The sequence below is a fragment of the Candidatus Magnetominusculus dajiuhuensis genome (assembly GCF_046044395.1).
Taxonomy (GTDB): domain Bacteria; phylum Nitrospirota; class Thermodesulfovibrionia; order Thermodesulfovibrionales; family Magnetobacteriaceae; genus Magnetominusculus; species Magnetominusculus dajiuhuensis.
Genome location: NZ_JBJUSG010000055.1, coordinates 1 through 21,420, shown reverse-complemented (window position 1 = coordinate 21,420; position 21,420 = coordinate 1). Strand labels below are relative to the sequence as shown.

Annotated in this window: 23 protein-coding genes; 16 read left to right on the top strand and 7 right to left on the bottom strand. The window is 47.5% G+C overall.

The genetic code is table 11. The features are described 5' to 3' along the window. Positions 1–143 precede the first annotated feature (143 nt). The 3 genes from AB7D94_RS09080 to AB7D94_RS09070 all read right to left on the bottom strand — a co-directional run bounded on the left by AB7D94_RS09080 (position 144) and on the right by AB7D94_RS09070 (position 2,354). Positions 144–812 carry a hypothetical protein gene (locus AB7D94_RS09080; protein WP_420265504.1) on the bottom strand — a complete coding sequence of 223 codons (669 nt, stop codon included), beginning with the start codon at positions 810–812 and terminating at the stop codon, positions 144–146. A gap of 23 nt (positions 813–835) precedes the next feature. Next, positions 836–1,501, bottom strand: a complete 666-nt coding sequence (locus AB7D94_RS09075; RefSeq protein WP_420265503.1) for a hypothetical protein — start codon at positions 1,499–1,501, stop codon at positions 836–838. Between the two features lie 118 nt (positions 1,502–1,619). Further along, complete coding sequence (locus AB7D94_RS09070; protein ID WP_420265502.1) at positions 1,620–2,354, bottom strand: hypothetical protein; 735 nt, start codon at positions 2,352–2,354, stop codon at positions 1,620–1,622. 178 nt (positions 2,355–2,532) lie between these two features. On the opposite strand from AB7D94_RS09070, the gene bioB reads away from it, so the two are divergent. The 15 genes from bioB to AB7D94_RS08995 all read left to right on the top strand — a co-directional run bounded on the left by bioB (position 2,533) and on the right by AB7D94_RS08995 (position 17,315). Continuing rightward, entirely contained in the window at positions 2,533–3,543 is a 1,011-nt protein-coding gene (gene bioB / locus AB7D94_RS09065; RefSeq protein WP_420265501.1) for a biotin synthase BioB, read from the top strand. Then, a complete protein-coding gene (locus AB7D94_RS09060) occupies positions 3,536–4,354 on the top strand; it encodes a 6-carboxyhexanoate--CoA ligase (RefSeq protein WP_420265500.1) in 819 nt (272 codons plus the stop codon). Before bioB ends, AB7D94_RS09060 begins: the two co-directional genes overlap by 8 nt. Next, on the top strand, positions 4,326–5,237 hold the full coding sequence (locus tag AB7D94_RS09055) for a diacylglycerol/lipid kinase family protein (protein ID WP_420265499.1): 912 nt from the start codon (positions 4,326–4,328) through the stop codon (positions 5,235–5,237). The genes AB7D94_RS09060 and AB7D94_RS09055 overlap by 29 nt, the downstream gene beginning before the upstream one ends. A 1-nt stretch (position 5,238) precedes the next feature. Beyond that, positions 5,239–5,937 carry a glycosyltransferase family 2 protein gene (locus AB7D94_RS09050; RefSeq protein ID WP_420265498.1) on the top strand — a complete coding sequence of 233 codons (699 nt, stop codon included), beginning with the start codon at positions 5,239–5,241 and terminating at the stop codon, positions 5,935–5,937. Between the two features lie 31 nt (positions 5,938–5,968). Beyond that, on the top strand, positions 5,969–6,319 hold the full coding sequence (locus AB7D94_RS09045) for a DUF2304 domain-containing protein (RefSeq protein ID WP_420265497.1): 351 nt from the start codon (positions 5,969–5,971) through the stop codon (positions 6,317–6,319). A gap of 24 nt (positions 6,320–6,343) precedes the next feature. Then, complete coding sequence (locus tag AB7D94_RS09040; protein WP_420265496.1) at positions 6,344–7,063, top strand: hypothetical protein; 720 nt, start codon at positions 6,344–6,346, stop codon at positions 7,061–7,063. 185 nt (positions 7,064–7,248) lie between these two features. Then, the gene (locus tag AB7D94_RS09035; RefSeq protein ID WP_420265494.1) at positions 7,249–8,583 is read left to right on the top strand and encodes a hemolysin family protein; all 1,335 of its coding nucleotides are present in this window, start codon (positions 7,249–7,251) and stop codon (positions 8,581–8,583) included. Positions 8,584–8,592: 9 nt separating this feature from the next. After that, on the top strand, positions 8,593–9,939 hold the full coding sequence (locus tag AB7D94_RS09030; RefSeq protein WP_420265493.1) for a M16 family metallopeptidase: 1,347 nt from the start codon (positions 8,593–8,595) through the stop codon (positions 9,937–9,939). A 32-nt stretch (positions 9,940–9,971) separates the two neighbouring features. Beyond that, positions 9,972–11,327, top strand: coding sequence for a M16 family metallopeptidase (locus AB7D94_RS09025; RefSeq protein ID WP_420265492.1), 1,356 nt, complete (start codon positions 9,972–9,974; stop codon positions 11,325–11,327). Between the two features lie 221 nt (positions 11,328–11,548). Further along, positions 11,549–12,403, top strand: coding sequence for a pantoate--beta-alanine ligase (gene panC, locus AB7D94_RS09020; RefSeq protein WP_420265491.1), 855 nt, complete (start codon positions 11,549–11,551; stop codon positions 12,401–12,403). Positions 12,404–12,428: 25 nt separating this feature from the next. Then, positions 12,429–14,255, top strand: coding sequence for a DNA helicase RecQ (gene recQ / locus AB7D94_RS09015; RefSeq protein WP_420265490.1), 1,827 nt, complete (start codon positions 12,429–12,431; stop codon positions 14,253–14,255). Beyond that, positions 14,252–14,608 carry a hypothetical protein gene (locus AB7D94_RS09010; protein ID WP_420265489.1) on the top strand — a complete coding sequence of 119 codons (357 nt, stop codon included), beginning with the start codon at positions 14,252–14,254 and terminating at the stop codon, positions 14,606–14,608. The genes recQ and AB7D94_RS09010 overlap by 4 nt, the downstream gene beginning before the upstream one ends. A 28-nt stretch (positions 14,609–14,636) precedes the next feature. Then, the gene (locus AB7D94_RS09005; protein WP_420265488.1) at positions 14,637–16,175 is read left to right on the top strand and encodes a tetratricopeptide repeat protein; all 1,539 of its coding nucleotides are present in this window, start codon (positions 14,637–14,639) and stop codon (positions 16,173–16,175) included. Beyond that, positions 16,172–16,804: a hypothetical protein gene (locus AB7D94_RS09000; protein ID WP_420265487.1), complete on the top strand. Its 633-nt coding sequence runs from the start codon at positions 16,172–16,174 to the stop codon at positions 16,802–16,804. Before AB7D94_RS09005 ends, AB7D94_RS09000 begins: the two co-directional genes overlap by 4 nt. Continuing rightward, positions 16,794–17,315, top strand: a complete 522-nt coding sequence (locus AB7D94_RS08995; RefSeq protein WP_420265486.1) for a hypothetical protein — start codon at positions 16,794–16,796, stop codon at positions 17,313–17,315. Before AB7D94_RS09000 ends, AB7D94_RS08995 begins: the two co-directional genes overlap by 11 nt. Here the strand turns inward: AB7D94_RS08995 and AB7D94_RS08990 are convergent. The 4 genes from AB7D94_RS08990 to AB7D94_RS08975 all read right to left on the bottom strand — a co-directional run bounded on the left by AB7D94_RS08990 (position 17,307) and on the right by AB7D94_RS08975 (position 20,872). Then, positions 17,307–17,441 (bottom strand): hypothetical protein, encoded by a 135-nt coding sequence (locus tag AB7D94_RS08990; RefSeq protein WP_420265485.1) that lies wholly within the window; start codon positions 17,439–17,441, stop codon positions 17,307–17,309. The two genes, AB7D94_RS08995 and AB7D94_RS08990, sit on opposite strands and share 9 nt — an antisense overlap. Positions 17,442–17,463: 22 nt before the next feature. Then, complete coding sequence (locus AB7D94_RS08985) at positions 17,464–17,604, bottom strand: hypothetical protein (RefSeq protein WP_420265484.1); 141 nt, start codon at positions 17,602–17,604, stop codon at positions 17,464–17,466. 214 nt (positions 17,605–17,818) lie between these two features. Further along, positions 17,819–18,340 (bottom strand): Uma2 family endonuclease, encoded by a 522-nt coding sequence (locus tag AB7D94_RS08980; RefSeq protein WP_420265483.1) that lies wholly within the window; start codon positions 18,338–18,340, stop codon positions 17,819–17,821. A gap of 120 nt (positions 18,341–18,460) precedes the next feature. After that, the gene (locus AB7D94_RS08975) at positions 18,461–20,872 is read right to left on the bottom strand and encodes a heavy metal translocating P-type ATPase (protein ID WP_420265481.1); all 2,412 of its coding nucleotides are present in this window, start codon (positions 20,870–20,872) and stop codon (positions 18,461–18,463) included. Between the two features lie 185 nt (positions 20,873–21,057). On the opposite strand from AB7D94_RS08975, the gene AB7D94_RS08970 reads away from it, so the two are divergent. After that, positions 21,058–21,243: a ferredoxin gene (locus tag AB7D94_RS08970; RefSeq protein WP_420265479.1), complete on the top strand. Its 186-nt coding sequence runs from the start codon at positions 21,058–21,060 to the stop codon at positions 21,241–21,243. Positions 21,244–21,420 lie beyond the last annotated feature (177 nt).

Sequence of the window (21,420 nt, the reverse complement as noted above, 5' to 3'; positions counted from 1 at the left end):
GGCTGCTTTACTATTGTGACACAGTCTGCAAGCCGGAATGACGGAAAGGGACAAGCCGGAATGAAGACATAGGCAATTTCTGCTTTTTTTCCTAATGCGTTTGCCCTGCGCTGGAGGCCAATATGAGGAGACGCTATCAGCCCTTAGTACGTGAATAGCTCTCTGCCTTTGGCCTCACCGTTTGGGTGATACGTGTCGCGGTTAAATATGCGGTTAAAGTCAAGGGTCATCTTTCCTGTCGTTAAGTCGTAGATGCAATACCACGGTTCAAGTTTCTTTGGGGATATGTCGTCGTGACCGTAGATTTCAATCATTACAGATTTCGAGTCGCTTGACCATAGGACTGCCTCCGCATAATTATGGAAAAAATCAGGGATTTTATATTGTTTGTGCGTCACTCTGAATAAATCCCACGCAAAATCATTTAGCGATGTTACATACTCATATTTTAAGTCCTTAATCTGTTTATATAAGTTTGCATCAGTTACGTTGCATCCAGCTCTATAATTAATAACAAGCCATTTTTCATCAGGTGAAATAAGGACATCCGCATCACGCTCATAAGAAAAAAGGAGCGCCTTTTTTGATGGATTCTTTTTTGAGTAAAGCCATATGTCGCCATCAGGACAAATTTCATAACCATCTACATAATGTCTTACGATTATATTTCCTTTTGGTGAAGTGTACTCTTTTATTAGATGGTTTTTGAGTGTTTTATCTTCTCCATAACATTGGCCTGCTCCTATGATATTTAATAATACATAAGTTGAGATAGCTATACATAAGTAAGACACATTAGTTAATCTAATCATTTACTCCCTATCTTCTATCATATTTAAGAATGGTACAGGTTTCTGCCTTTAGCCTTTCCGTTTGGATGATACGTGTCACGGTTAAACACGCGGTTGAAGTCAAGGGTCATCTTTCCTGTCGTTAGGTCATATATGCAGTACCACGGTTCAAGGTTCTTTGGGGACAAATCATCGTGACCGTAGATTTCAATCATTACAGATTTCGAGTCGCTCGACCATAGGACTGCCTCCGCATAACTATGACCAAATTGAGGGATTTTATATTGTTTATGTGTCTTTTTGAATAAGTCCCACGCTTTGTCATTCAGATAATCAATCTCTTCATATTCTAAGTCCTTAACTTTTTTGAATAAAAGAGCATCTGTGTCGGTAGTTCCAACTCTATAATTTATAACAAGCCATTTTTCGTCAGATGAAATAAGCACATCCGCATCACGCTCATAAGAGAAAAGGAGCGCCTTCTTCGATGGGTTCTTTCTTGAATAAAGCCAGATATCCCAATAAAAGTCATCGGGATGTTCTCCAAGATGTCTGATGATTATATTTCCTTCTGGTGATGTTGATTCTTTTTTCAAATATTTTTTGGGTTTTATATTTCCCCCGTAGCATTGATTTACAACGGATATTTGAAAAAATACACAGATAGTAATTATTACACACATATAAGATAAGTTAACAGTATTGCTCATGTAGTCATTACCTCCTACGTCATTGTATCATAAAACGTGATCAATAGTAAAAAAACCGTTAGCCCCACATGCTAAAACGAGGCTAACGGTCTCATTTGAAGCGATATCTCTTTGTTTTCTATTTATTCTTCACATTTTCCTCTCGCCACTTTTTTATCCTCTCTTTCATATCCGTTTGTACTTTTGCACATTCCTCAGGTGACTCGCAGGTTTTCATCATTATAGGTTCCCTTCCGCATTTGGATTTACCGCAAAATTTGTCAAGAGAGTCAGGATGAAAATCCACTATATTAGTAGGATGTGGATACTGTTGTCTTACACCGTTTTCATCTATATATGAGGCATACATACCTGTATTATTTACTCTGCGTGTTTCTATTTTGCCATCATCCTTTCCCATGTCACCTACAACAACAAATTCATTTCTCACAGTAGGATATGTTTTATATGAAAAAATTCTATTTATAGCGACGGCGCTGTGGTCTTTTCCATAAGGCTCTTGTTTAGCAGTTAGTTCATCTTTACCTGCACCATACTCCGACGCCTGGCCTGTCCAATACCCATCTCCTTGATATTTTGCTACATCCTTGTCAGGGAATGTATGACCGCCTTGCGCGAGTTTTTCTCTTGATAGCTTAAACATTTCTTCACTGCGTTTTGCAATATCCCCATGGAAATTCCCGGGTATGGCAAACTCAATTCCATGATTTACCGTACGCCTATTGCCCGCTTTCTTTGCCGCTGCTTTTTTTCGGAGAAAAGCTGGTTTTACCTTTTTCTTGCCGTTTCCGGGTCTGCTCCCTTCAAACAAGCCGGTCTTGGGGTCCTGAATGTAACGTTTGTCATCTGACATGTACTGCCTCCCTGATATATGTTTTATTTAGTCATGCTAAAAGCATGATAATATTATAATGATAAAACAATTAGAATTATTTGTCAAGAATTATTTTGGGGCTGTGTCATCCCGCAGTATTCCCCTGCCACTAAAATATTTGTAGAATTTCAGTGAATTTATTGCTATACTTACGGCTATGACTTTACGTGCGGCTTTATCATGCCACAGGCCGATAGTCTCTGCGGCCATTTTGGAACTTAGAGATAAGGTTATCGAAGGTGGTAGCATAAACAGAGACGAGGCCTCGTCGCTTATTACCGCTGAGGGCGCGGCCTTGTTTGACCTGTTTGCCGCCGCCAACTCCATCAGGGAACACTTCAAGGGCGACACCATAGACCTCTGCTCAATACTAAGCGCAAGGGCGGGCGGCTGTTCTGAGGACTGCGCCTTTTGCGCCCAGTCATCAATAAGCGCCGCCCCTGTCGACAGATACCCGCTCAAAACGCCGTCCGCTGTAAAAACCGCCGCCATCAAGGCCCGAACAAATAAATCAAAGCGATTTTGCGTCGTCACCGGTGGGCGCAGTGTCTCTGACAGAGACCTCGAGAAGATTACCGCTATGGTCGCGGCCATTAAAGAGGCGAGGCTCTCACCGTGCGCCACGCTTGGTTTTATCAATGCTGAACAGCTTGCCGCCCTCATGGACGTCGGCCTTAACCGCTATCATCACAACATTGAGACATCGGCGGGGTTTTTCCCTAACGTCTGTACCACGCACTCTTTTGCCGATAAGCTGAGGACTATTGGGACGGTAAAGGCGGCGGGATGTTCGCTTTGCAGCGGGGGGATTTTTGGCATGGGTGAGACGTGGGCGGACAGGCTTGATATGGCATTGTTATTACGGGATTTGGAGGTGGATTCAGTGCCGATTAATTTTCTTACGCCTATTGATGGCACAAAAATGGGTGGAAGGCCGACGCTTGACCCACTTGAGGCGCTGAAGATAATCGCCGTTTACAGATTAATCCTCCCCGGCAAGGAGATAAGAATATGCGGCGGCAGGCTTCAAACCCTCGGCCAGTTGAACTCGTTTATATTTATGGCCGGTGCCGACGGGCTTCTGATTGGCAACTACCTTACGACGCAGGGTAGGGCGGCGGCGGACGATTTACAATTAATCGCCGCACTGGGGTTGAGATATGACTGACGAATTCATATACCCCGACCTTTACAGCATTCGCATGAGGGCCTCTCACATGGGGCGCCACATATCCGGGGCGGAAGGGATTATTACAGAAGAGTTGATTGACGGCAAGGCTATTGACCTGATTCGCAGGGCATTAAACCACAGCCGCGGCAAGCCGGACAGCATCACTGTGACAATCGAACGAGTTGAAGGCGTAGAGATTAAGAAGATACCGTTGCTGCCGATTTGCACATGCGGGATTACAAACGAAGAGGCTGCCCGGCGCGCCGTTGCCGCGCTGCTCAGATGTGCTGGCATCGGCTCTCTTGCGGTCTCTGCCGCCCTGGCGATAATTGAATGCGGGGCGGGTTTAAGCGGCGCAGCCCTTGTTGACGCCACCACTGGAGAAAGGCTCGACACCGAATCCCCTCGCGGCATCAGGGTAAGCCGGTTTGGCATAGAGGATGAGGCGCTTGCCGGGTTTGAGGCGGCGGCTCCCGGACTGCTGCGTCAGACACGCGTGCTTGAGGCCGTTATGCTTGCCTCTAAGGCCGCCTCTGCTGGTGGTGTGGCCGCGGAGCTTTGTATCTCTGACAATCCCGACTATACGACGGGATATGTAAGCAGCAGGGGGCTGGGCTACGTGAGGATTCCCCGTATCAAAAAGGAGGGGGACTCAAACGGTGGCCGCGTATTGTTTATTGACAAAAGGGCAGATATCAACGCCCTTATCAGGTATCTCCGGCACACCCCGGTGATGATTAATAAATTCGGCGGGATTAATGATTTAATAAAGGAGTTAGATGGGCTTATCAGTACTGATAATTGTTAACCCCAAGTCAGGGACTTTTAAGACTAGCAGGCTTGTGATGGCAATGAACACATTTAAATCAGCCGGATTCGGCGTTGATATATTTTTTACGACAAAAACCGGGGACGCGGAGGCGAGGACAAAAGAGGCCGTCGCCGCCCACAATGGGGCATACGACATGATTGTATCAGCCGGTGGTGATGGCACGATTAACGAGGTGGCCAATGGGGCGGTGTTTTCACAGACGCCGGTTGGCGTGCTGCCTTTTGGGACTTCAAGCGTGCTGTGCAACGACCTTGGGATGAAGGGCGACATCAGGAAGGCCGTAAAGAGACTGATTAACGGCACCCCCTATGACATATCGTTAGGCAGGATAAGGACTAATGGGGCACCGGAGCGAACACGATATTTCATTGAAATGGCCGGCGTGGGGTTTGACGCGGCGGCGGTTTACGGGCTTAACAGGCAACTAAAGGCATACACCGGCATTGGCGCGTATATTTATAGTGGGATAAACTGCCTGATTAATAATAATTTTGATCAGATGGCAGTCTCAATTGATGGTGGTTTTATTGCCTGCAATACGGTTATAATAAGCAACGGGACGTGTTATGGCGGCGATATTCGTATGGCGCCAAAGGCGGACGTTAGAAACCCCAGCCTCTACGGCACGATATTTCGTTATTCGGGCAGGGTGGAGTTCGTCGCGGCGGTAGCGGATGTATTTCTTGGAAGACATGTCTTGAATAAATCTAAATATGTTGAGCAGGTTGAGTTCAAAAAGATGACAATAGAAGGTGGTGCTTTCCATTGCCATGTTGATGGCGACTATTTTGGTAAGACGCCTGCTGAGGTTCCTGCTGAGGTGGATGTCGTGCAGGGGGCATTGAGGCTCGTATACTGAGATGGATAAGATGCTGATAATCATACCGGCGTTTAACGAGGAGAAATCCATAGGGGCGGTAATAGCAAAGATTCGCCACGCCCCGATTGAAGCGGATATCCTCGTCGTAAGTGATGGTTCTACCGACAATACGGCGGCAATTTCCAGTCGGCTTGGTGCCCATGTAATCAATCACGCGTTTAATCTTGGATATGGTGGCGCGCTGCAGTCGGGCTTTAGATTTGCCTTAAATAAGAACTATGACATGGTGATAACTATGGACGCCGATGGCCAGCATGACCCGTCTTACATTAAAAACCTCTTAGAGGCGAAGGTACGTGACGGGGCAAACATAGTCATAGGAACTCGGTTTATAGACAGCGATTATAATGCGGGTTTTTTCAAAAGAGCGGTGATTTCAATGTTCAGCACGATAATCCGGCTATATACAGGCAGGACGATAACTGACCCGACGTCGGGCTTTCAACTCATGGACAAGGCTGTGTTGAGCTACCTATCGCACGGGGACAATTTTCCTCTGGACTACCCCGACGCCAATATGATTATGCTTCTGCATAAGAAAAAATTCAGAATATCTGAGACGCCGGTTAAAATGTTCAACCGCTTAGATGGTATATCAATGCACAGCGGGATAAGGCCGCTGATATATATGATAAGGATGCTGTTGGCTATAGTTATGGTCATGTTAAGGAGAGATTGATAAAATGACGGAATGTGGGGCATATTAGGCTATGTCATTTGGGGCGCGCGCGTTTATTATTCTGACAGGGCTGTTGGTTGTTGTCATAATCTTTGAGCTTGTAAGGAGGAAGAAGTTCAGAGAGGATCTCTCGATTTTATGGTTTGCTGTGGGTTTTTTAATAATCGGCGGGGCGTTTGCTGATACGTTGGTAAACGCGTTGGCGCGCATGTTGGGAGTGGGATATCCGCCTGTTATAATAATCACTTTTCTGATTTTGATTTTGATAGTATCGCTTATGTATTTTTCCTTGCTGATCTCTGAATTGAAAAGCCGAATCAAAGAGCTTACACAAAAAGTCGCATTTATCGAATATGAACTTTATAATAAGAAGGAGAAATAACTATGGTGGATGCGGCGGTTTGATATGAAAAAATACATGGAGCAACTGAATGTCCTAAATATATCGCTCTTACTGGTTGTTTTGTTTATGGGTGTTTACGATTATTATAATTTCAAAAAAAAGGAAACAATCAGGGTATCTCCCAGTAAGAACATGAGGCTTGATACGGATGAGGTGAAATTCGACGACGCCAAAAAACTCCTTGCGCGGGGCGATTATATGGTAGTGACAGAAAAAAATGTATTTCATCCGGATAGAAAACCCGTAAAGTCTCAGCCGGACGCCCCTCTGCCCGAATTCATCGTCTATGGAACGATAACCGGCGAGTCAAGGGCCGCGTTCGTGGAGGATAAGAAGACCCCATACAGCACCACAGGCAGGGGACAAAGGCAGCGTCTGCTTCACGAAGGGGACAGCGTAGGCGGCTACAAAGTCAGCATAATAACAACCGACTATGTCGAGTTCACGAAAGACGGGGATAAACTCGTTATAAAGGTCTTCGATTTCGATAAGAAAAAGGTAAGACAGGCCGGTGATTCCACAAGAACTGCCGCTGCCGCTGCGGCGGCGATGCCAACCCCCCTTGGTTCTCCCACATCGCCACAGATAACTATGCCTCAACCGTCTCCGATACCGCAGCCCCCAACGACGATTCCTATGCCGCCACCCGGTGCCCATCAGAATCCAGTCGCCAAGAATCCGATGTCCCAAATGCCTCTAATGCCTCCCGTACCGTCGCATTGACGCGCCCGCGATGGCCTTTATTAAAAATGTTATAGACTAAACTACGTGGCTTTGGTATAATCCACATTACGATGTGGCATAGACAGAGAGTGGTTGTAAAGAGATGTTTAAGAAGATGTCTCTGAAAATAAAGCCTTTTATGAAATTGAAAGATATACCGCCGCGCTTATGGTATGTTGTGGGCTATGTGGCTTAATCTTATACTGATATTAGCGTTTATTTTTTTTAGCGGGTTTTTTGCGGCCTCCGAGATCGCCGTCATAACGTCGCGCAAGTTTAAGATAGAGACCTTTCTCAAAGAAGGCAGCGCCAATGCCAGAACCCTCCTGCAGCTCAAGGAAAACCCTGACAGATTTCTGGCCACCGTGCAAATCGGCGTTACCATAGGCTCCGCCGTATCCTCCGCCATTGGCGGCGCTATGGCTATTGAGATATTTAAACCGATTATTGCCTCCATACCATTTAAGTATATCTCCGTGTCCGCCGAGCCGATAGCGATAGTGGTAGTTGTAACGGTCATAGGATATTTCTCGTTAATACTCGGTGAATTGGTGCCGAAATCCATTGCCCTTATGTATCCTGAGAAAATCGCGCTTATGGTGGCGAGGCCTATAACCTTGTTCTCACGAATCAGTTCGGTCATGGTGGGAATCCTGTCAAAAAGCGCGAATGTATTACTAAAACCGTTTGGTAAGACCGCCTTTACGCAGAGGGCGCTTATCTCTCAGGAGGAGATTAAGCTCCTGATCAAAGAGGGTAAGGACAGGGGGATATTTGAGCCGACCGAACAGGAACTGATTCACAGCGTGTTTGAGTTTACTGACATATCAGTCAAAGAGGTGATGGTTCCAACCGGGCGTGTCATAGCCGTTTCGTTAGATGAGCCTCTTGAGGATATACTTCGCATGATTTCAGAGGAGCAGTACTCAAGATATCCTGTTTACAACAAGGAGATAAACAACATCAAAGGGACGCTGCACGCAAAGGATGTATTTAAACTCCTTGCGCAGGACAAGGAGATAATCATCAGAAAGGTACTGAGGCCGCCCTTCTATGTGCCTGAGACGATGATGATAAGCCATCTGTTGAGCGAGATGCAGAAGAAGCACACCCACATGGCCATAGCGGTAAATGAGCACGGCACGGTAACAGGCATTGTGACAATAGAAGACCTGCTTGAGGAAATAGTGGGTGAGATAAGGGACGAACACGACATCGAAAGGCCGGTCATAAGTATCGGACTGGGCGTATATATCGTCTATGCCTCAATAAATATAAGGGATTTGAAGGAAGACTTTAATATTGAAATTCCAGAATCCCCGCAGTACGATACGCTTGGAGGGTTTATTGTGACGCATCTGCAAAAAATCCCCGACGGCGGCGAGATAATTGAACTTGATGGTATGAAGATAACCGTCCTGGAGATGGTTCATACACGAGTGTCAAAGGTGAAGGTTGAGATACTTGAACAGGAAAACCTTTTATTGGTGGAAAACGCCATAAACAGTGAAAATGAGTGAGGTGAGGTAATGAAGAGAATCTTATTGTTATTAATCTGCGCGCTTGTGACGGCGTCGTGCACCCCGGCGGTGAATGTCACCAACGAGAGCCAGAGTACCGGCTCAAATTTGGGCACCGGCAATGTAAAGGAATACCGGCTTGACAACGGCCTGAAGGTCTTGATATCAGAGGACCATAAGGCGCCGGTTGCCTCGTTTCAGATTTGGTACAACGTAGGGTCAATAAACGAGACGCGTGGAAAGACGGGACTAAGCCATTTTCTTGAGCATATGATGTTTAAGGGCACACAACGCTATGGCTCCAAGGTCTTTTCGAACCTTGTGCAAAAAAATGGCGGCATGGACAATGCAGGTACGACCAGAGACTACACGGTCTATTATCAAAACCTCGCCTCGGACAGGATAAACCTGTCAATAGAGATGGAGGCCGACAGAATGGCCAATCTCCTTCTCAGGCACGAGGACGTAAGCTCGGAAAAGAAGGTGGTAATGGAAGAGCGCAGGATGAGAATAGAGGACGACCCGCAGGACTTGCTCTTTGAGGAGGTAGCGGCAAAGGCATTCACCATGCACCCGTACCACAATCCGGTTATCGGCTGGATGGATGACATCTCTTCCCTGAGCAGGGAAGACCTGATGAGGCACTATAAGACATACTACGCCCCAAACAACGCCGTCATCATAGTTGCCGGAGACGTAAATCCAGAGGAAATAATGAAATCAATAACTAAGAACTTTGGGGGCATAGCGGCGGTACAGATTAAAGCGCCGTCAATCGGGACAGAACCGGCTCAAACAGAGCAGAGACGTCTGACGGTGAAAAAACAGGCACAACTGCCATTTGTCCTTATTGCGTATCACGTCCCGTCTGTTCCCCAGAGGGATGCCTTTGCCCTTGACGTGTTGTCGCAGATATTTTCAGGCAAGAGCGGCAGGCTCTATCAGGACGTTGTAAAGAAAGAAAAGCTGGCCATAAACGCTTTCGCCAGTTACAGCGGGTTGTATAAGTCCCCCTATTTGTTTTTTTGGGGGGGCACTCCAAATGACACGAAGTCAATAAACCGGCTTGAGAGCGCCTTGTTTAAGGAAATAGACGGTATTGTGGCAGCGGCGCCGACTGAGCGTGAGGTCCAAAAGGCAAAAAATCAAATAGAGGCGGCGTTTGTCATGGGGCAGGACTCTCTCTTTTTTCAGGGCGAAGTCCTTGGCATGTTTGAGGTAATTGGCGGCTGGCGCCTTAAGGACAAATACCTCGACGGTGTGGCACATGTTACCGCAAGCGATGTACAGGCAGTGGCGAAGAAATATTTTACCCGCCAAAATTCGACGGTCGGCGTGTTGATACCAGAAGATTAACTCAATTTATACGGATACGGAGGTATGAGAAATTGGTTTTCGGCAAATTCAACAAAAAGATAATAACACTGGCGGCGCTTGTCGCATTTACGGCGTCCCTCGTTTCTGTTAACGCCTTTGCCCTTGACACCCGCAGGGTGGTGATGCCCAACGGGCTTGTTGTGCTGTTTTCAGAGAGGCATAACCTTCCGGTTGTGAGGATGTCACTCATAATAAACGCCTCAAAACTTGACGAACCGGCGCGTCTGGCAGGGCTGGCCAATCTGACCGCCGAGATGCTCACTGAGGGCACTAAAAACAGGTCATCAAAGGAAATCCACGAAGAGATAGAATTCACAGGGGCATCAATAGAGGCCTCCTCGTCGTCCGACTACACGGCGGTCGGGCTTTCTGCGCTAAAAAAAGACCTCCAAAAGTTGTTTGAAATCTTTGCCGACTGCGTCTTAAACCCAACCTTTACGGAGACCGAGCTAAGACAAAAGAAGGACCTCGTCAAAGGCAACCTCATGCACGAGGAGGAATCCCCCGCATATGCCGCTAATAAGGCGTTTATGGCCGCCGTCTATGGAAAATTCCCCTACGGGCGCGTAAGCGAGGGAGCACCTGAGACAATAGACATGATAAAACGAGATGATGTAGTGAAATTTCATAGCGATTTCTACGTCCCTGCGGGGAGCATTTTATCTGTGGCCGGGGACATTACCTATGATGAGCTTATGGGATTAATTGATAAATATTTCTCTGGCTGGTCAAAAAAACCGGCGAAAAGGACAGAGACCGCGGATCTGCCAAAATCCACAGCCAAAAAGGCCATCCTCATAAACAGGGACACGCAGCAGGCAAACATCATTCTTGGTGGCCTGGGAGTTAGACGTGATAATCCTGATTTTTACGCCGTGTCCATAATGAACTATATATTAGGCGGCGGAGGATTTGCCTCCAGAATGGTCAAGGCGATAAGAGACAACCTCGGCCTCGCATATGACATCCACAGCCACTTTGCCTCGTTTAAATATGCCGGAGACTTTCAGGTTGTCATTCAGACAAAAAACGAGTTTACCAATGTCGCCGTACAAGAGATACTAAAGCAGATAAAGACAATGAAAGAAGGTGTTGTTACTGACGAGGAACTAAGCGATGCGAAGGCTTATTTAACGGGCAGTTTCCCACGTAAACTTGATACGATGGATAAGATTTCCATGTTCATGGCACAGGTGGAGTTTTACGGTCTTGGCATTGATTTCGACAAGAAATACCCGGCCATTATAAATGCCATAACAAAGGAGGACGTAAGGCGCGTGGCACAAAAATATCTCATCGGCAATAACTATAAACTGGCCATCGCCGGCAATCAGGCAAAGATTGGCCTGAATTCGGACTATAAATAGGCAATGGCTCACTACACGACATTTCCAACTGAGCTTTCGCACCAAGGAAAGGATATAGTGAATTTACCCGTAGTCTGTCATTCCGGCTTGTCCGGAATCTTCTTTGGCGTGAAGATGTCGTGGAGAGACAGATTCCGGACAAGCCGGAATGACGACAAGACAAACAGGGTGGAGATGATTTTTGGTCGTGGAGACATTTTTTTGCCGCGGAGTAAGTGGCAATGGAGATAATCCGCTCAATCTCCGGGATGCGGGAGTTTTCAGGCGACTGCTTGCAATCAAATAAATCCATCGGCTTTGTGCCAACTATGGGTGCCCTTCACGATGGACACCTAAGCATTGTCAGGCAGTCCACCGGGGCAAACGACATCACCGTCGTCAGCATATTTATCAATCCCACTCAATTTTCTGAGGGCGAGGATTTCAATTGCTACCCCAGAGACTACGACGGCGACATAAGAAAACTTGATGGCCTGTATGGCGGTAAAATAGCCGCCGTGTTTATGCCCGAAGCTAACGACATTTATCCCGATGGATATAAGACATATGTGGAGGTCAGGGGGCTGTCAGAGAAACTCTGCGGTATGTTCAGGCCGGGACATTTCACCGGCGTTGCAACCGTGGTGCTCAAACTCTTTAACGCAGTCAATCCAACGCGGGCATATTTCGGTTTAAAAGACTACCAGCAGTGCGCGGTGTTAAAGAAGATGAGGGATGATCTGAATCTTGATTGTGAAATCGTGTTGTGCCCGACGGTCAGAGAAGCAGACGGCCTTGCCATGAGTTCCCGAAACGCATACCTGTCCATGGAGCAGCGTCTTGACGCGCCATGTATTTATAAGGCATTAAAAGACACTGGACATGCCATAAAAAACGGTTCACTGAAGATAAAAGACATTGCTGCGAAACTTCATGAAACGCTTTCGGCGGTAAAGTCCATTACGGAGATTCAATACGCCTCTGCCTATGACCCCGATACGCTTGACGAGATAACCCGGGGGGTGAGGGTGTTGATTGCGGTGGCGGTGAAGATGGGAACTACGAGGCTTATAGATAATATTTTGGTGGAGTTGTGATGAGTTTTCAAATGGCGGTGGCGGCGTGCGTGACGTATTAAGAGAATTTTATGGGTTTGCGGACTTTCGTGAAAACCAGGAGGCTATCATAAAGAATATCCTTCAAAAAAGGGATGTCTTTGCGGTAATGCCCACAGGCGGGGGGAAATCGCTGTGTTATCAACTGCCGTCAAAACTATTGAAAGGAACTGTGGTCGTCATAAGCCCGTTGATATCCCTGATGAAAGACCAGGTTGACGCGGCGATAGAGAACGGTTTTTCTGCGGCATATCTTAATAGTTCACTCTCAGTGGATGAGGTGTACTCCATTTACAGGAGGATTCACGCCCACAGCCTTGAGTTACTCTATGTGGCACCGGAGAGGGTTGCGATGGCGCATTTTTTTGAAACCCTGAGGACAGTCCCGATAGCCTTGTTTGCCGTTGACGAGGCGCATTGTATCTCCGAATGGGGACATGATTTCCGGCCTGATTACATGGGCCTGTCAGCAATCGCCGTGAATTTTAAGGACATTCCGATTGCGGCCTTTACAGCAACCGCCACAGCTCAGGTGCAGGAGGATATAATACGAAAGCTCGGCCTGCGTGACCCGTTTGTAGTGCGCGCGTCGTTCGACAGGAAAAACCTGTTTTATCGTGTGGAAAAGAAGATAGATGTAGAGAAACAGGTTCTTAGATTCGTTCGGGAACATGCCGGTGTGCCCGGCATCATATATCGGGCTACGCGTGATTCGGCTGAGGTCTTATCGAATTTTCTATCGAAAAACGGTATTCGCGCCTTGCCCTACCATGCGGGGCTGTCAGCGGAGGAGCGAACGCGAAATCAAAATGCCTTCAGTAAGGATGAGGCCGATGTCATAGTGGGCACAATCGCCTTCGGCATGGGGATAGATAAATCAAACGTGCGTTTCGTAATACACGCCGATTTGCCAAAGCACATAGAGGGCTATTATCAGGAGACGGGCAGGGCAGGGCGCGACGGCGAACCCTCCGAATGTGTCCTGTATTACACGCCGGGGGACGCATATAAAATCAGGTATTTTATTAATCAGGTTGAGGACGAAGCGGAGCGTTTGACCTCGGAGGCCAAACTCGCGAAGATGATCCTCTACGCCTCCGCAAACGTCTGCAGGAGGAGGCAACTGCTTGGTTATTTAGGCGAGAAATATAAGTCTCAAAACTGCGGCACGTGCGACGTGTGCGTGGGTGTCTATGAGCTGCGGGATATTACAACTGACGCGCAAATAATCATGTCCGCCATATCAAGAACCGGCCAGCGCTTTGGCCGCCTTTATATCATAGATATAGTGCTTGGCAAGGGCACAAAACGCGTGACAGAGCTTCAACACGACAAGATTAAGACCTTTGGCGCGGGCAAACACAAAGGCAAGGACTACTGGCGCGCAATCTTTGATGAGCTGCTTGTCCAGGAACTCCTCGTTCAGGAAGGAGACAAATATCCGGTCATCAAACTCTCTCAACATGGCAAGTCGGTCTTATTTGGCAAGGAGAGCGTTATGGCAAACATGCGCCCGGAGATCAGGGCAGATATCGTACAACAGGTATCGCGCACTGAGGCGGGCAGCCACTTTGAGGAGTTTGACCACGGGCTGTTTGAGCGCTTGCGTGCCCTGCGGCGTGGCATTGCCGACGAGCAGGAAGTTGCCCCGTTTATTGTATTTTCAGATAAAACCCTCCATGAGATGTGCAGGTACTACCCCACAACAATTGATCAGTTGTGGAATATCAACGGCGTGGGTCAGTTGAAAATAGACCGCTACGGCGATGAGTTTATTAAAGAAATTAAGGGGTATCTGGAGATGAATCCAGATATTAGGATGCAATATAAATGAAAAAAGAATACGATTTTTCCAATGGTGAGAGAGGTAAGTTTTATCGTCCGGATGCAGAGTTGCATCTACCTATAAGACCTCTGCACAGCTCATTGTACGTGATTGACAAATCTAAGGCGAGGCGTTTTTTTTGGATAAATGAGGTACAAAAAGGTGCTGTTTGCCCAAAAAGCTATAGATGTTTGATATCTGCTCGCCGCAAAAGGGTTGCGCAGAGGTCTTCTATTTACATTGAGCCGGATTTGATGAAGGTGCTAAGAGAATTCTCAAAGAAAAAAGGAGTGGAGGTTGCCACAATAGTAAATGAATGGATAAAAAAAGACATATCCATAGTAAAAACAATAACAAAATAACACCCGGCGGACAGCGGGAGATGTGACGATGGGCAGGACAATTGCAGTCTCTGCCGCCCTGTTTATGATGGCGCTTGGCGTGTTTTCTCAGGCGAGAACCCTTCAATTCGTAAATTATGACGACAATCTCTATGTGACAGAAAACACCTATGTGCGCGATGGATTGACAAAAAAGAGTGTCATGTGGGCATTTACCACCGCATACACCGGCAACCGCCAGCCCATCACGTGGCTTTCCCACATGCTCGACATTACCATTTACGGACTTAAACCGTCCGGCCATCACATAACGAATATCCTTATTCACGGTGCAAACTCGGTCTTACTTTTCATACTTCTTAACCTTATGACTGGTTCACTGTGGAGGAGCGCATTTGTTGCCGCGCTGTTTTGCGTCCATCCCCTTCATGTGGAGACTGCCGCGTGGATTTCCGAGAGGAAGGGGCTGCTGAGCGCGTTTTTCTGGTTGAGTGCGATGTTGTTTTATGTGTCATACGTAAAGAAACCATCGGTCTTGAGATATTTACCGGTTTTGTTTTGTTTTATTGCCTCGTTGCTGTCTAAACCCATAGCCGTTATGCTGCCAGTGGCGCTGCTGCTCATTGATTACTGGCCGTTAGGCCGAAAAAGTAATATTCAAATTGTCATTGAGAAAATCCCTTTTTTTCTATTGTCGGGCATTATGGGCGTCCTGACGTATCAGGCACAGAGGGATTGGAATGTTGAGGAGTTTTTCAATGTCCTTCCATTTACACAGAGGCTTGGCAACGCCCTTATTTCATATGCCATGTATCTGTATAACACTGTGGTGCCGATTTCGCTGTCACCGATTTATGTGTATCACGATACGATTAATATATCTCAGGCCGTGCTGTGTGCCGCCGTTGTGATTAGTGTGTCTGCGGCCTCAATTGTTTTTATTAAACGAACGCCGTATTTTTTTGTCGGCTGGTTTTGGTTTTTATCTGTGCTGTTGCCCGTTGCCGGGTTTGCTCAGGTGGGGTATCAGTCTATGGCGGACAGGTATTCCTATCTGCCGCTAATAGGGTTGTTTATTGTTATTGCCACGGCTGCAGGGCAGTGGGCAGCGGGCGTTGCCCGACGTGGGGTTATTCTCTGTATTGCCGCGGTTGCCATATTAACGGCCTCTTCATATTTATCAGTCAGACAGACGGCGTACTGGCGCGATGACATAAGCCTGTTTAGCAGGGCGGCCAATGTCACCCCGTCAAATTTCATCGCATTGTTCAATCTTGGTTCGGCGTATCTGAGCCACGGCAATGAAGATGACGCCCTCGCAAATTACAATAAGTCTATCGCAATAAAGCCGTCATACGAAAAGCCATACGTAAGCGCCGGGTTTATCATGCTTCACAAAAACAGACCCAACGAGGCGTCGCTGTATTTTGCCAAGGCCGCTGACCTCGACCCCGGTGACCCCGCGCCCGTCTATGGAACGGGATTGGTATTGATGAGTATGGGAAGGCGTGATGATGCCCTTGTCTATTTCAGAAAGGCGTTGTCCATAGACCCAAACTTTGGCCCGGCGAAGGAGTACATACGTTGAGGCCGCATAAGCTCAGGTTTCTCGCATCATCATTCGCACTGCTTACGGTGCTGTCGTATATGGTCTTTGAATATCTGCCATTTTTTGATTATACGAAACAAGAGGCCGATATAACTCCGATTACCGCTTCGGTCGTTTCTAATAAGACAATTTATGATTTAAAGGATTTCAGTCCAACCATCAATAACATCCCACCGTCGTCGGTAGATGGCTGCAAGTTGAAATCCTGCGGTGAGTCCTTCAACTGGAGCGTGAGGACATATGCCGATGAGGATAAAAACTTTAAAATAACCATTAAGATTACAAGGCATCAATCGCATGACAAGGCGCTCGTGGATTTCGATAATTATATCGCGGCTATTCGGATTAGTCGTTTCGATAGGGCGCTTGACCGGGACGATTGCCGTGTATTCACATCGGGTGTAAAGAAATTGCGATGGGATTTCCCGTCAATGCCAAACGGGCTGTTTGAGTCGAGGGTTGTAGTTCTGAAAAATAATGTTATAATTGATGTCATTGAGATTTCGAAGTCAAAAAAGGTCGAATACAAGAATCAGTTCTTAAACGCCCTTGGGAGGCAGCTTGTGGGCGTTTCAGCATCCGGAGATATTATAAGCCGTGGAAGATGAGCATAGACACTTCAGCGTTGCCCACCACTTCACGGTTATTACCGGGGACAAGGACACCGCCGCGCAAATCGAGCGCATCGGGCGTTTTATTGATGACGAACGCCCCTTGTCAGAGCCATCTTTTCTGATGGAGTTCCTTGATATTTACACCGGGGTTGCGTTGAGGGAATTAGAGGGCAGGGGGGTATGCGTACCAGTCATCTCAGTCTATGACCCTAAGGCGGTCAAAGAGATAAGGGCAGCCCTGCGGGTTGTCTATCACGCCGTGGAATCCATAAGCGAGGTGTTGGCCGAAAAGGCAAAGAAACTAAACCACGACCACCTGAGAGATTTACTCATTGAATATGTCGGCGCGGTATGCGATTATTACGAAAGTTCAGGTGTAAAGCCGACCCTTAGGACTCTGGGCACCCCTGAGGCCGCAGATGTGTTTCATCGTGCGTTAAATGATTTTAACCCTGTAGAAAAAAGGCCCTACTACTTTGTTGAACATGTGATTGGACTAAGGTAATTCCACGGCCACGGCGTCGGCGTAGTGAAGGGGTTTGCCGCAGCGGCAAAAGCAGCTCCCCCTGCCGCCTCTGTTATTCCATGTGGTGACTACGTTGCCGCATCGTGTACAGGTAATCTTATACATTTGGTGTGCCTCCGGAGTGGATTTAGTTTGACGAGAAATTCTCAATAACGATGATGGGATATTTGGTGTCTTTGATGCCGGCGCGGGCGTCGTCAGCGCTTGAGGCGGAGATTGAGCCGGGAATCCACCTGTCTCTGACCCGCGTGATGAAATAAAACGTCATAGTATGGCCTCCCTGACAGACGTAATGAATTTGCGGGGAACCCTTGCATGGGAATGCTTACTATAATAACACAATATATATTACAAGTCAACATAAATAATTATTATTGCACTATCTGTTTGTGGTGGGTATAGATTTGTCTGTGGATTGTCAGTCGCAGGGCCACGGTGCGATTCAATGTAGTTCAGTACATTTAATGACGCTTCTAAGGGTTTCATTCCTCGAAAACATCTTTGATATTGACTTGCAGTCCCTCAATGGCCTTAGACGTAACCACGCCCTCAAGTTCTGCGTATGAATGTCTTACGTACTTGTCGTTGTCGATGATTAAGACCTCGATAGCTCTAAAGTCCGGCAAGACAACCCAGTATTCCGGTACGCCGTATTTCTCGTATATCGCCTTCTTAACAGAAACGTCCATATCATAACTACCCGGGGATATAATCTCACAGACCATGTCCGGTACACCTCTTATCCAATCCTGAATGATTGCCGCATTGTCTTTCCGGATAAATAATATATCGGGCTGGACCCGATTAATCCCTTCCTCAAAGATTACATCCAGGGGTGAAAAGTAAATGAATCCAATATTCTCTTGTTCTATGTGTCTATACATCATAGTAAAAAGCCTGACCGCTATCCTCTGATGTTTACTAAAGGGACTTGGCCCCACAACTTCCTCCCCGTTAATTATTTCCGTTAAATCTAAATCTCGTTTAAGTGTAAGCGTCTCCATAATGATATTCTACCTTCAAGCATACGGGTTTGTCTACTGCGTTTCATAACCCGCATTTTCCCTTAATGCGGACAGGGTAAGCATTAGACAAAACGATGACACTTGCCTGCCATATTTGTATTACAACCTCTTCTTCTTTAACCGCAGCGAATTGCTCACCACGCTGACAGAACTAAAGGCCATCGCCAATGAGGCAATCATAGGGTTTAATGGCGGGCCGCCAAATAATGTCAACACACCGGCGGCAATGGGGATGCCCACTATGTTATAAAAAAATGCCCAGAACAGGTTTTCTTTGATCGTTCTGATTGTCAGGCGTGAGAGGCTTACCGCGTCCGCCACTGACATGAGGTCTCCTGCCAGTAAAATTATGTCTGCCGCTTCAATGGCAATGTCAACCCCTGTTCCAAGGGCTATGCCTACGTTGGCCTCGGTGAGGGCAGGGGCGTCGTTTATGCCGTCTCCTACCATAGCAACTATCTTACCCTCTTTTTTTATCGCCCTGATTATATCCAGTTTTTCGTTTGGCAGGAGTTCCGCGTGGAATCTGCCTATGCCCGCCTCACGGGCTATTGCCTCCGCGGTACGTCTGTCGTCGCCGGTCAGCATTATGGTCTCAATACCCATTGACTTAAGTTTAGTTACCGCGTCTTTGGACGTCTTTTTTATTGTGTCCGATATTGAGAAAACAGCCTTTACGTCATTATTAATGGCTAAGTAAACGGTGGCCCTGGCCTCATCGTTAACGGTTACATCAATCCCTTCGTTGATAAGTAATCTGGCGCTTCCAATCATAATATCGCTGCCCTTATGTGTGCCCTTTACGCCGCCGCCCGTTATGGAGACAAAGGAATCGAGGTCAAAAAGCTGGATACCCTCGGCCATTGCCTTTGCCACGATGGCCTTAGCTATGGGGTGCTCGGAGTATTTTTCTGCCGAGGCGGCCGTCCTTAGCGCGTCTCCGACGGTAAATCCGCTTTGCGGCGCCTCAATGCCGGTCAGGACGGGCTTGCCCTCTGTCAGCGTGCCGGTCTTGTCCATGGCGACGACCTGGATTTTGTATGCGTTTTCGAGGGCCTCAGCCCCTTTTATAAGTATTCCCCTCTGCGCCCCCCTTCCCGTGCCTACCATAACCGCTGTCGGGGTTGCCAGCCCAAGCGCGCACGGGCACGCAATTATAAGTACGGCGATAAAACTCATCATAGCGCGATTGAAAGACGGCTCAGGGCCTAAGAAATACCATAGTATAAAAGTCACCGCCGCAATTAGTATAACTGCTGGCACAAACACCGCGGCTACTCTATCGGCAAGCCGTTGAATCGGTGCCTTTGTGGCCTGGGCCTCTTCAATAAGCCGTATAATTGACCCAAGCAACGACGCCGCGCCAACGCGTGACGCCGCCATCTTAAATGCCCCGTACAGATTTACCGTGCCGCCATAGACGGTATCACCCTTTGTCTTATCAACGGGCAGGCTCTCACCCGTGATTGCGGAGGCGTCTACGCTGGACGCCCCATCTATTATCGTCCCATCAACAGGGATTCGCTCCCCCGGACGCACCACGACGATGTCCCCCACTGCCACCTCGCCAATGGGTATGGCCATCTCGACATTGTCTCTTAACACGGCGGCAGTCTTTGCCTGAAGGCCGATGAGTTTCTTTATCGCCTCTGAGGTCTGGCCCTTTGCCCGCAGCTCAAGGGTACGGCCAAAGAGAATAAGCGTGATGATAACCGCCGATGTGTCAAAATACAAATGAGGTGTCATCCCATGCCTGTGAAGGGTTTCGGGAAAAAACACCACAAACGCGCTGTAAAAAAAAGCCGACGATGTGCCGACGACAATAAGGGTGTTCATATTTGCTGATAAATGTCGGAGGGTAGACAATGCCGCCCGGTAAAAGCGCATCCCTGATATAAATTGCACAGACGCGGCAAGGGCAAAAAGCACATAAGGGCTGGACAGCACGGGGAGTTTTATCATTGAGGCGGCCATAATAATAGTTGAAATAACAGCGCTTGCCCAAAGGGTTATCTTAAGTGAGGCATATTGTCTTTCCCTTTCCAACTTTTCTGTGTCTGTTACGCCATCATCAAGCGCTTTGGCCTTATAGCCTGAGACAGCTACCGCCCGAATAATCTCGTCAACACTGGTAATCGTGGATATATATTCAACCCTTGCCCTCTCTGTGGCAAGATTTACCGACGCCGCAATGACGCCGCTTACCGACCTGAGGGCACCCTCAACGGCAGACACACACGCGGCGCAGCTCATCTCTGACACCCTGAGTTGCACCTTTGAGGCCAAGACCCCGTAACCTTCCCCTTTTATAGACTCGACAATAGGGTTAATATCAAAAGAGCTGTCCCCATTTGCGCCGTCAATTGTAAAGACGGCCTTTTCAGCGGCAAAGTTAACCGCGGCCCTGCTTACGCCCGCGTGTTTCCCTATCGCCTTTTCAACGGCTTGGGCGCAAACGGCGCATGTCATGCCGGTTATTGGTATCGTTATGGTCTTATCATCTTTCATCATATAAATTATATAATATTTTACTTGCAAAAATAGGAGCATTAGTTTATCATAAATCGCCGTAAAGATACAGACGTCAAATTGATAATGACGAGACAATATCGAGATGGTGCGTTGATAGCAAGCGTACATTAATAACAATAGGGTGCGGTGGGCATCCAATCAAACTGTTGCAGGAGGAGTATAAGATGAAGGTTCCATATGTAGATCCCGATCTCTGTTCAGGATGTGAGACGTGCGTGTCCCTTTGTCCGGAAGTGTTTACGATGCAGGGAGACCATGCTTTTGTGTCCTCTCCAGACAAGTGCGGCACTTGCGATGTTCAGGAAGCCATGGATACGTGTCCGGTAGAAGCCATTAAGTGGGCAGACTAAGATAGTGGACAGGGCTGCTGTTGAGGCAGCCCTTTATCCATACAGGGCAAACGCACTATATGCGTTTTGTTGTTATTTCAGAGCCAGGCTAATTCAAAATATAGTATTCAAATGCCCTAAGTCTGTCATTCCTGCGAACAGACTGTGTCACAATAGTAAAGCAGCCCCCCCCCCCTT

Excerpts from the sequence above, each read along its gene's own strand:
- AB7D94_RS09080 (WP_420265504.1), bottom strand. The coding sequence starts at position 812 with ATGATTAGATTAACTAATGTGTCTTACTTATGTATAGCTATCTCAACT.
- AB7D94_RS09075 (WP_420265503.1), bottom strand. The coding sequence starts at position 1,501 with ATGAGCAATACTGTTAACTTATCTTATATGTGTGTAATAATTACTATC.
- AB7D94_RS09070 (WP_420265502.1), bottom strand. The coding sequence starts at position 2,354 with ATGTCAGATGACAAACGTTACATTCAGGACCCCAAGACCGGCTTGTTT.
- bioB (WP_420265501.1), top strand. The coding sequence starts at position 2,533 with ATGACTTTACGTGCGGCTTTATCATGCCACAGGCCGATAGTCTCTGCG.
- AB7D94_RS09060 (WP_420265500.1), top strand. The coding sequence starts at position 3,536 with ATGACTGACGAATTCATATACCCCGACCTTTACAGCATTCGCATGAGG.
- AB7D94_RS09055 (WP_420265499.1), top strand. The coding sequence starts at position 4,326 with ATGGGCTTATCAGTACTGATAATTGTTAACCCCAAGTCAGGGACTTTT.
- AB7D94_RS09050 (WP_420265498.1), top strand. The coding sequence starts at position 5,239 with ATGGATAAGATGCTGATAATCATACCGGCGTTTAACGAGGAGAAATCC.
- AB7D94_RS09045 (WP_420265497.1), top strand. The coding sequence starts at position 5,969 with ATGTCATTTGGGGCGCGCGCGTTTATTATTCTGACAGGGCTGTTGGTT.
- AB7D94_RS09040 (WP_420265496.1), top strand. The coding sequence starts at position 6,344 with ATGAAAAAATACATGGAGCAACTGAATGTCCTAAATATATCGCTCTTA.
- AB7D94_RS09035 (WP_420265494.1), top strand. The coding sequence starts at position 7,249 with ATGTGGCTTAATCTTATACTGATATTAGCGTTTATTTTTTTTAGCGGG.
- AB7D94_RS09030 (WP_420265493.1), top strand. The coding sequence starts at position 8,593 with ATGAAGAGAATCTTATTGTTATTAATCTGCGCGCTTGTGACGGCGTCG.
- panC (WP_420265491.1), top strand. The coding sequence starts at position 11,549 with ATGGAGATAATCCGCTCAATCTCCGGGATGCGGGAGTTTTCAGGCGAC.
- AB7D94_RS09010 (WP_420265489.1), top strand. The coding sequence starts at position 14,252 with ATGAAAAAAGAATACGATTTTTCCAATGGTGAGAGAGGTAAGTTTTAT.
- AB7D94_RS09005 (WP_420265488.1), top strand. The coding sequence starts at position 14,637 with ATGGGCAGGACAATTGCAGTCTCTGCCGCCCTGTTTATGATGGCGCTT.
- AB7D94_RS08990 (WP_420265485.1), bottom strand. The coding sequence starts at position 17,441 with ATGTATAAGATTACCTGTACACGATGCGGCAACGTAGTCACCACATGG.
- AB7D94_RS08985 (WP_420265484.1), bottom strand. The coding sequence starts at position 17,604 with ATGACGTTTTATTTCATCACGCGGGTCAGAGACAGGTGGATTCCCGGC.
- AB7D94_RS08980 (WP_420265483.1), bottom strand. The coding sequence starts at position 18,340 with ATGGAGACGCTTACACTTAAACGAGATTTAGATTTAACGGAAATAATT.
- AB7D94_RS08975 (WP_420265481.1), bottom strand. The coding sequence starts at position 20,872 with ATGATGAAAGATGATAAGACCATAACGATACCAATAACCGGCATGACA.
- AB7D94_RS08970 (WP_420265479.1), top strand. The coding sequence starts at position 21,058 with ATGAAGGTTCCATATGTAGATCCCGATCTCTGTTCAGGATGTGAGACG.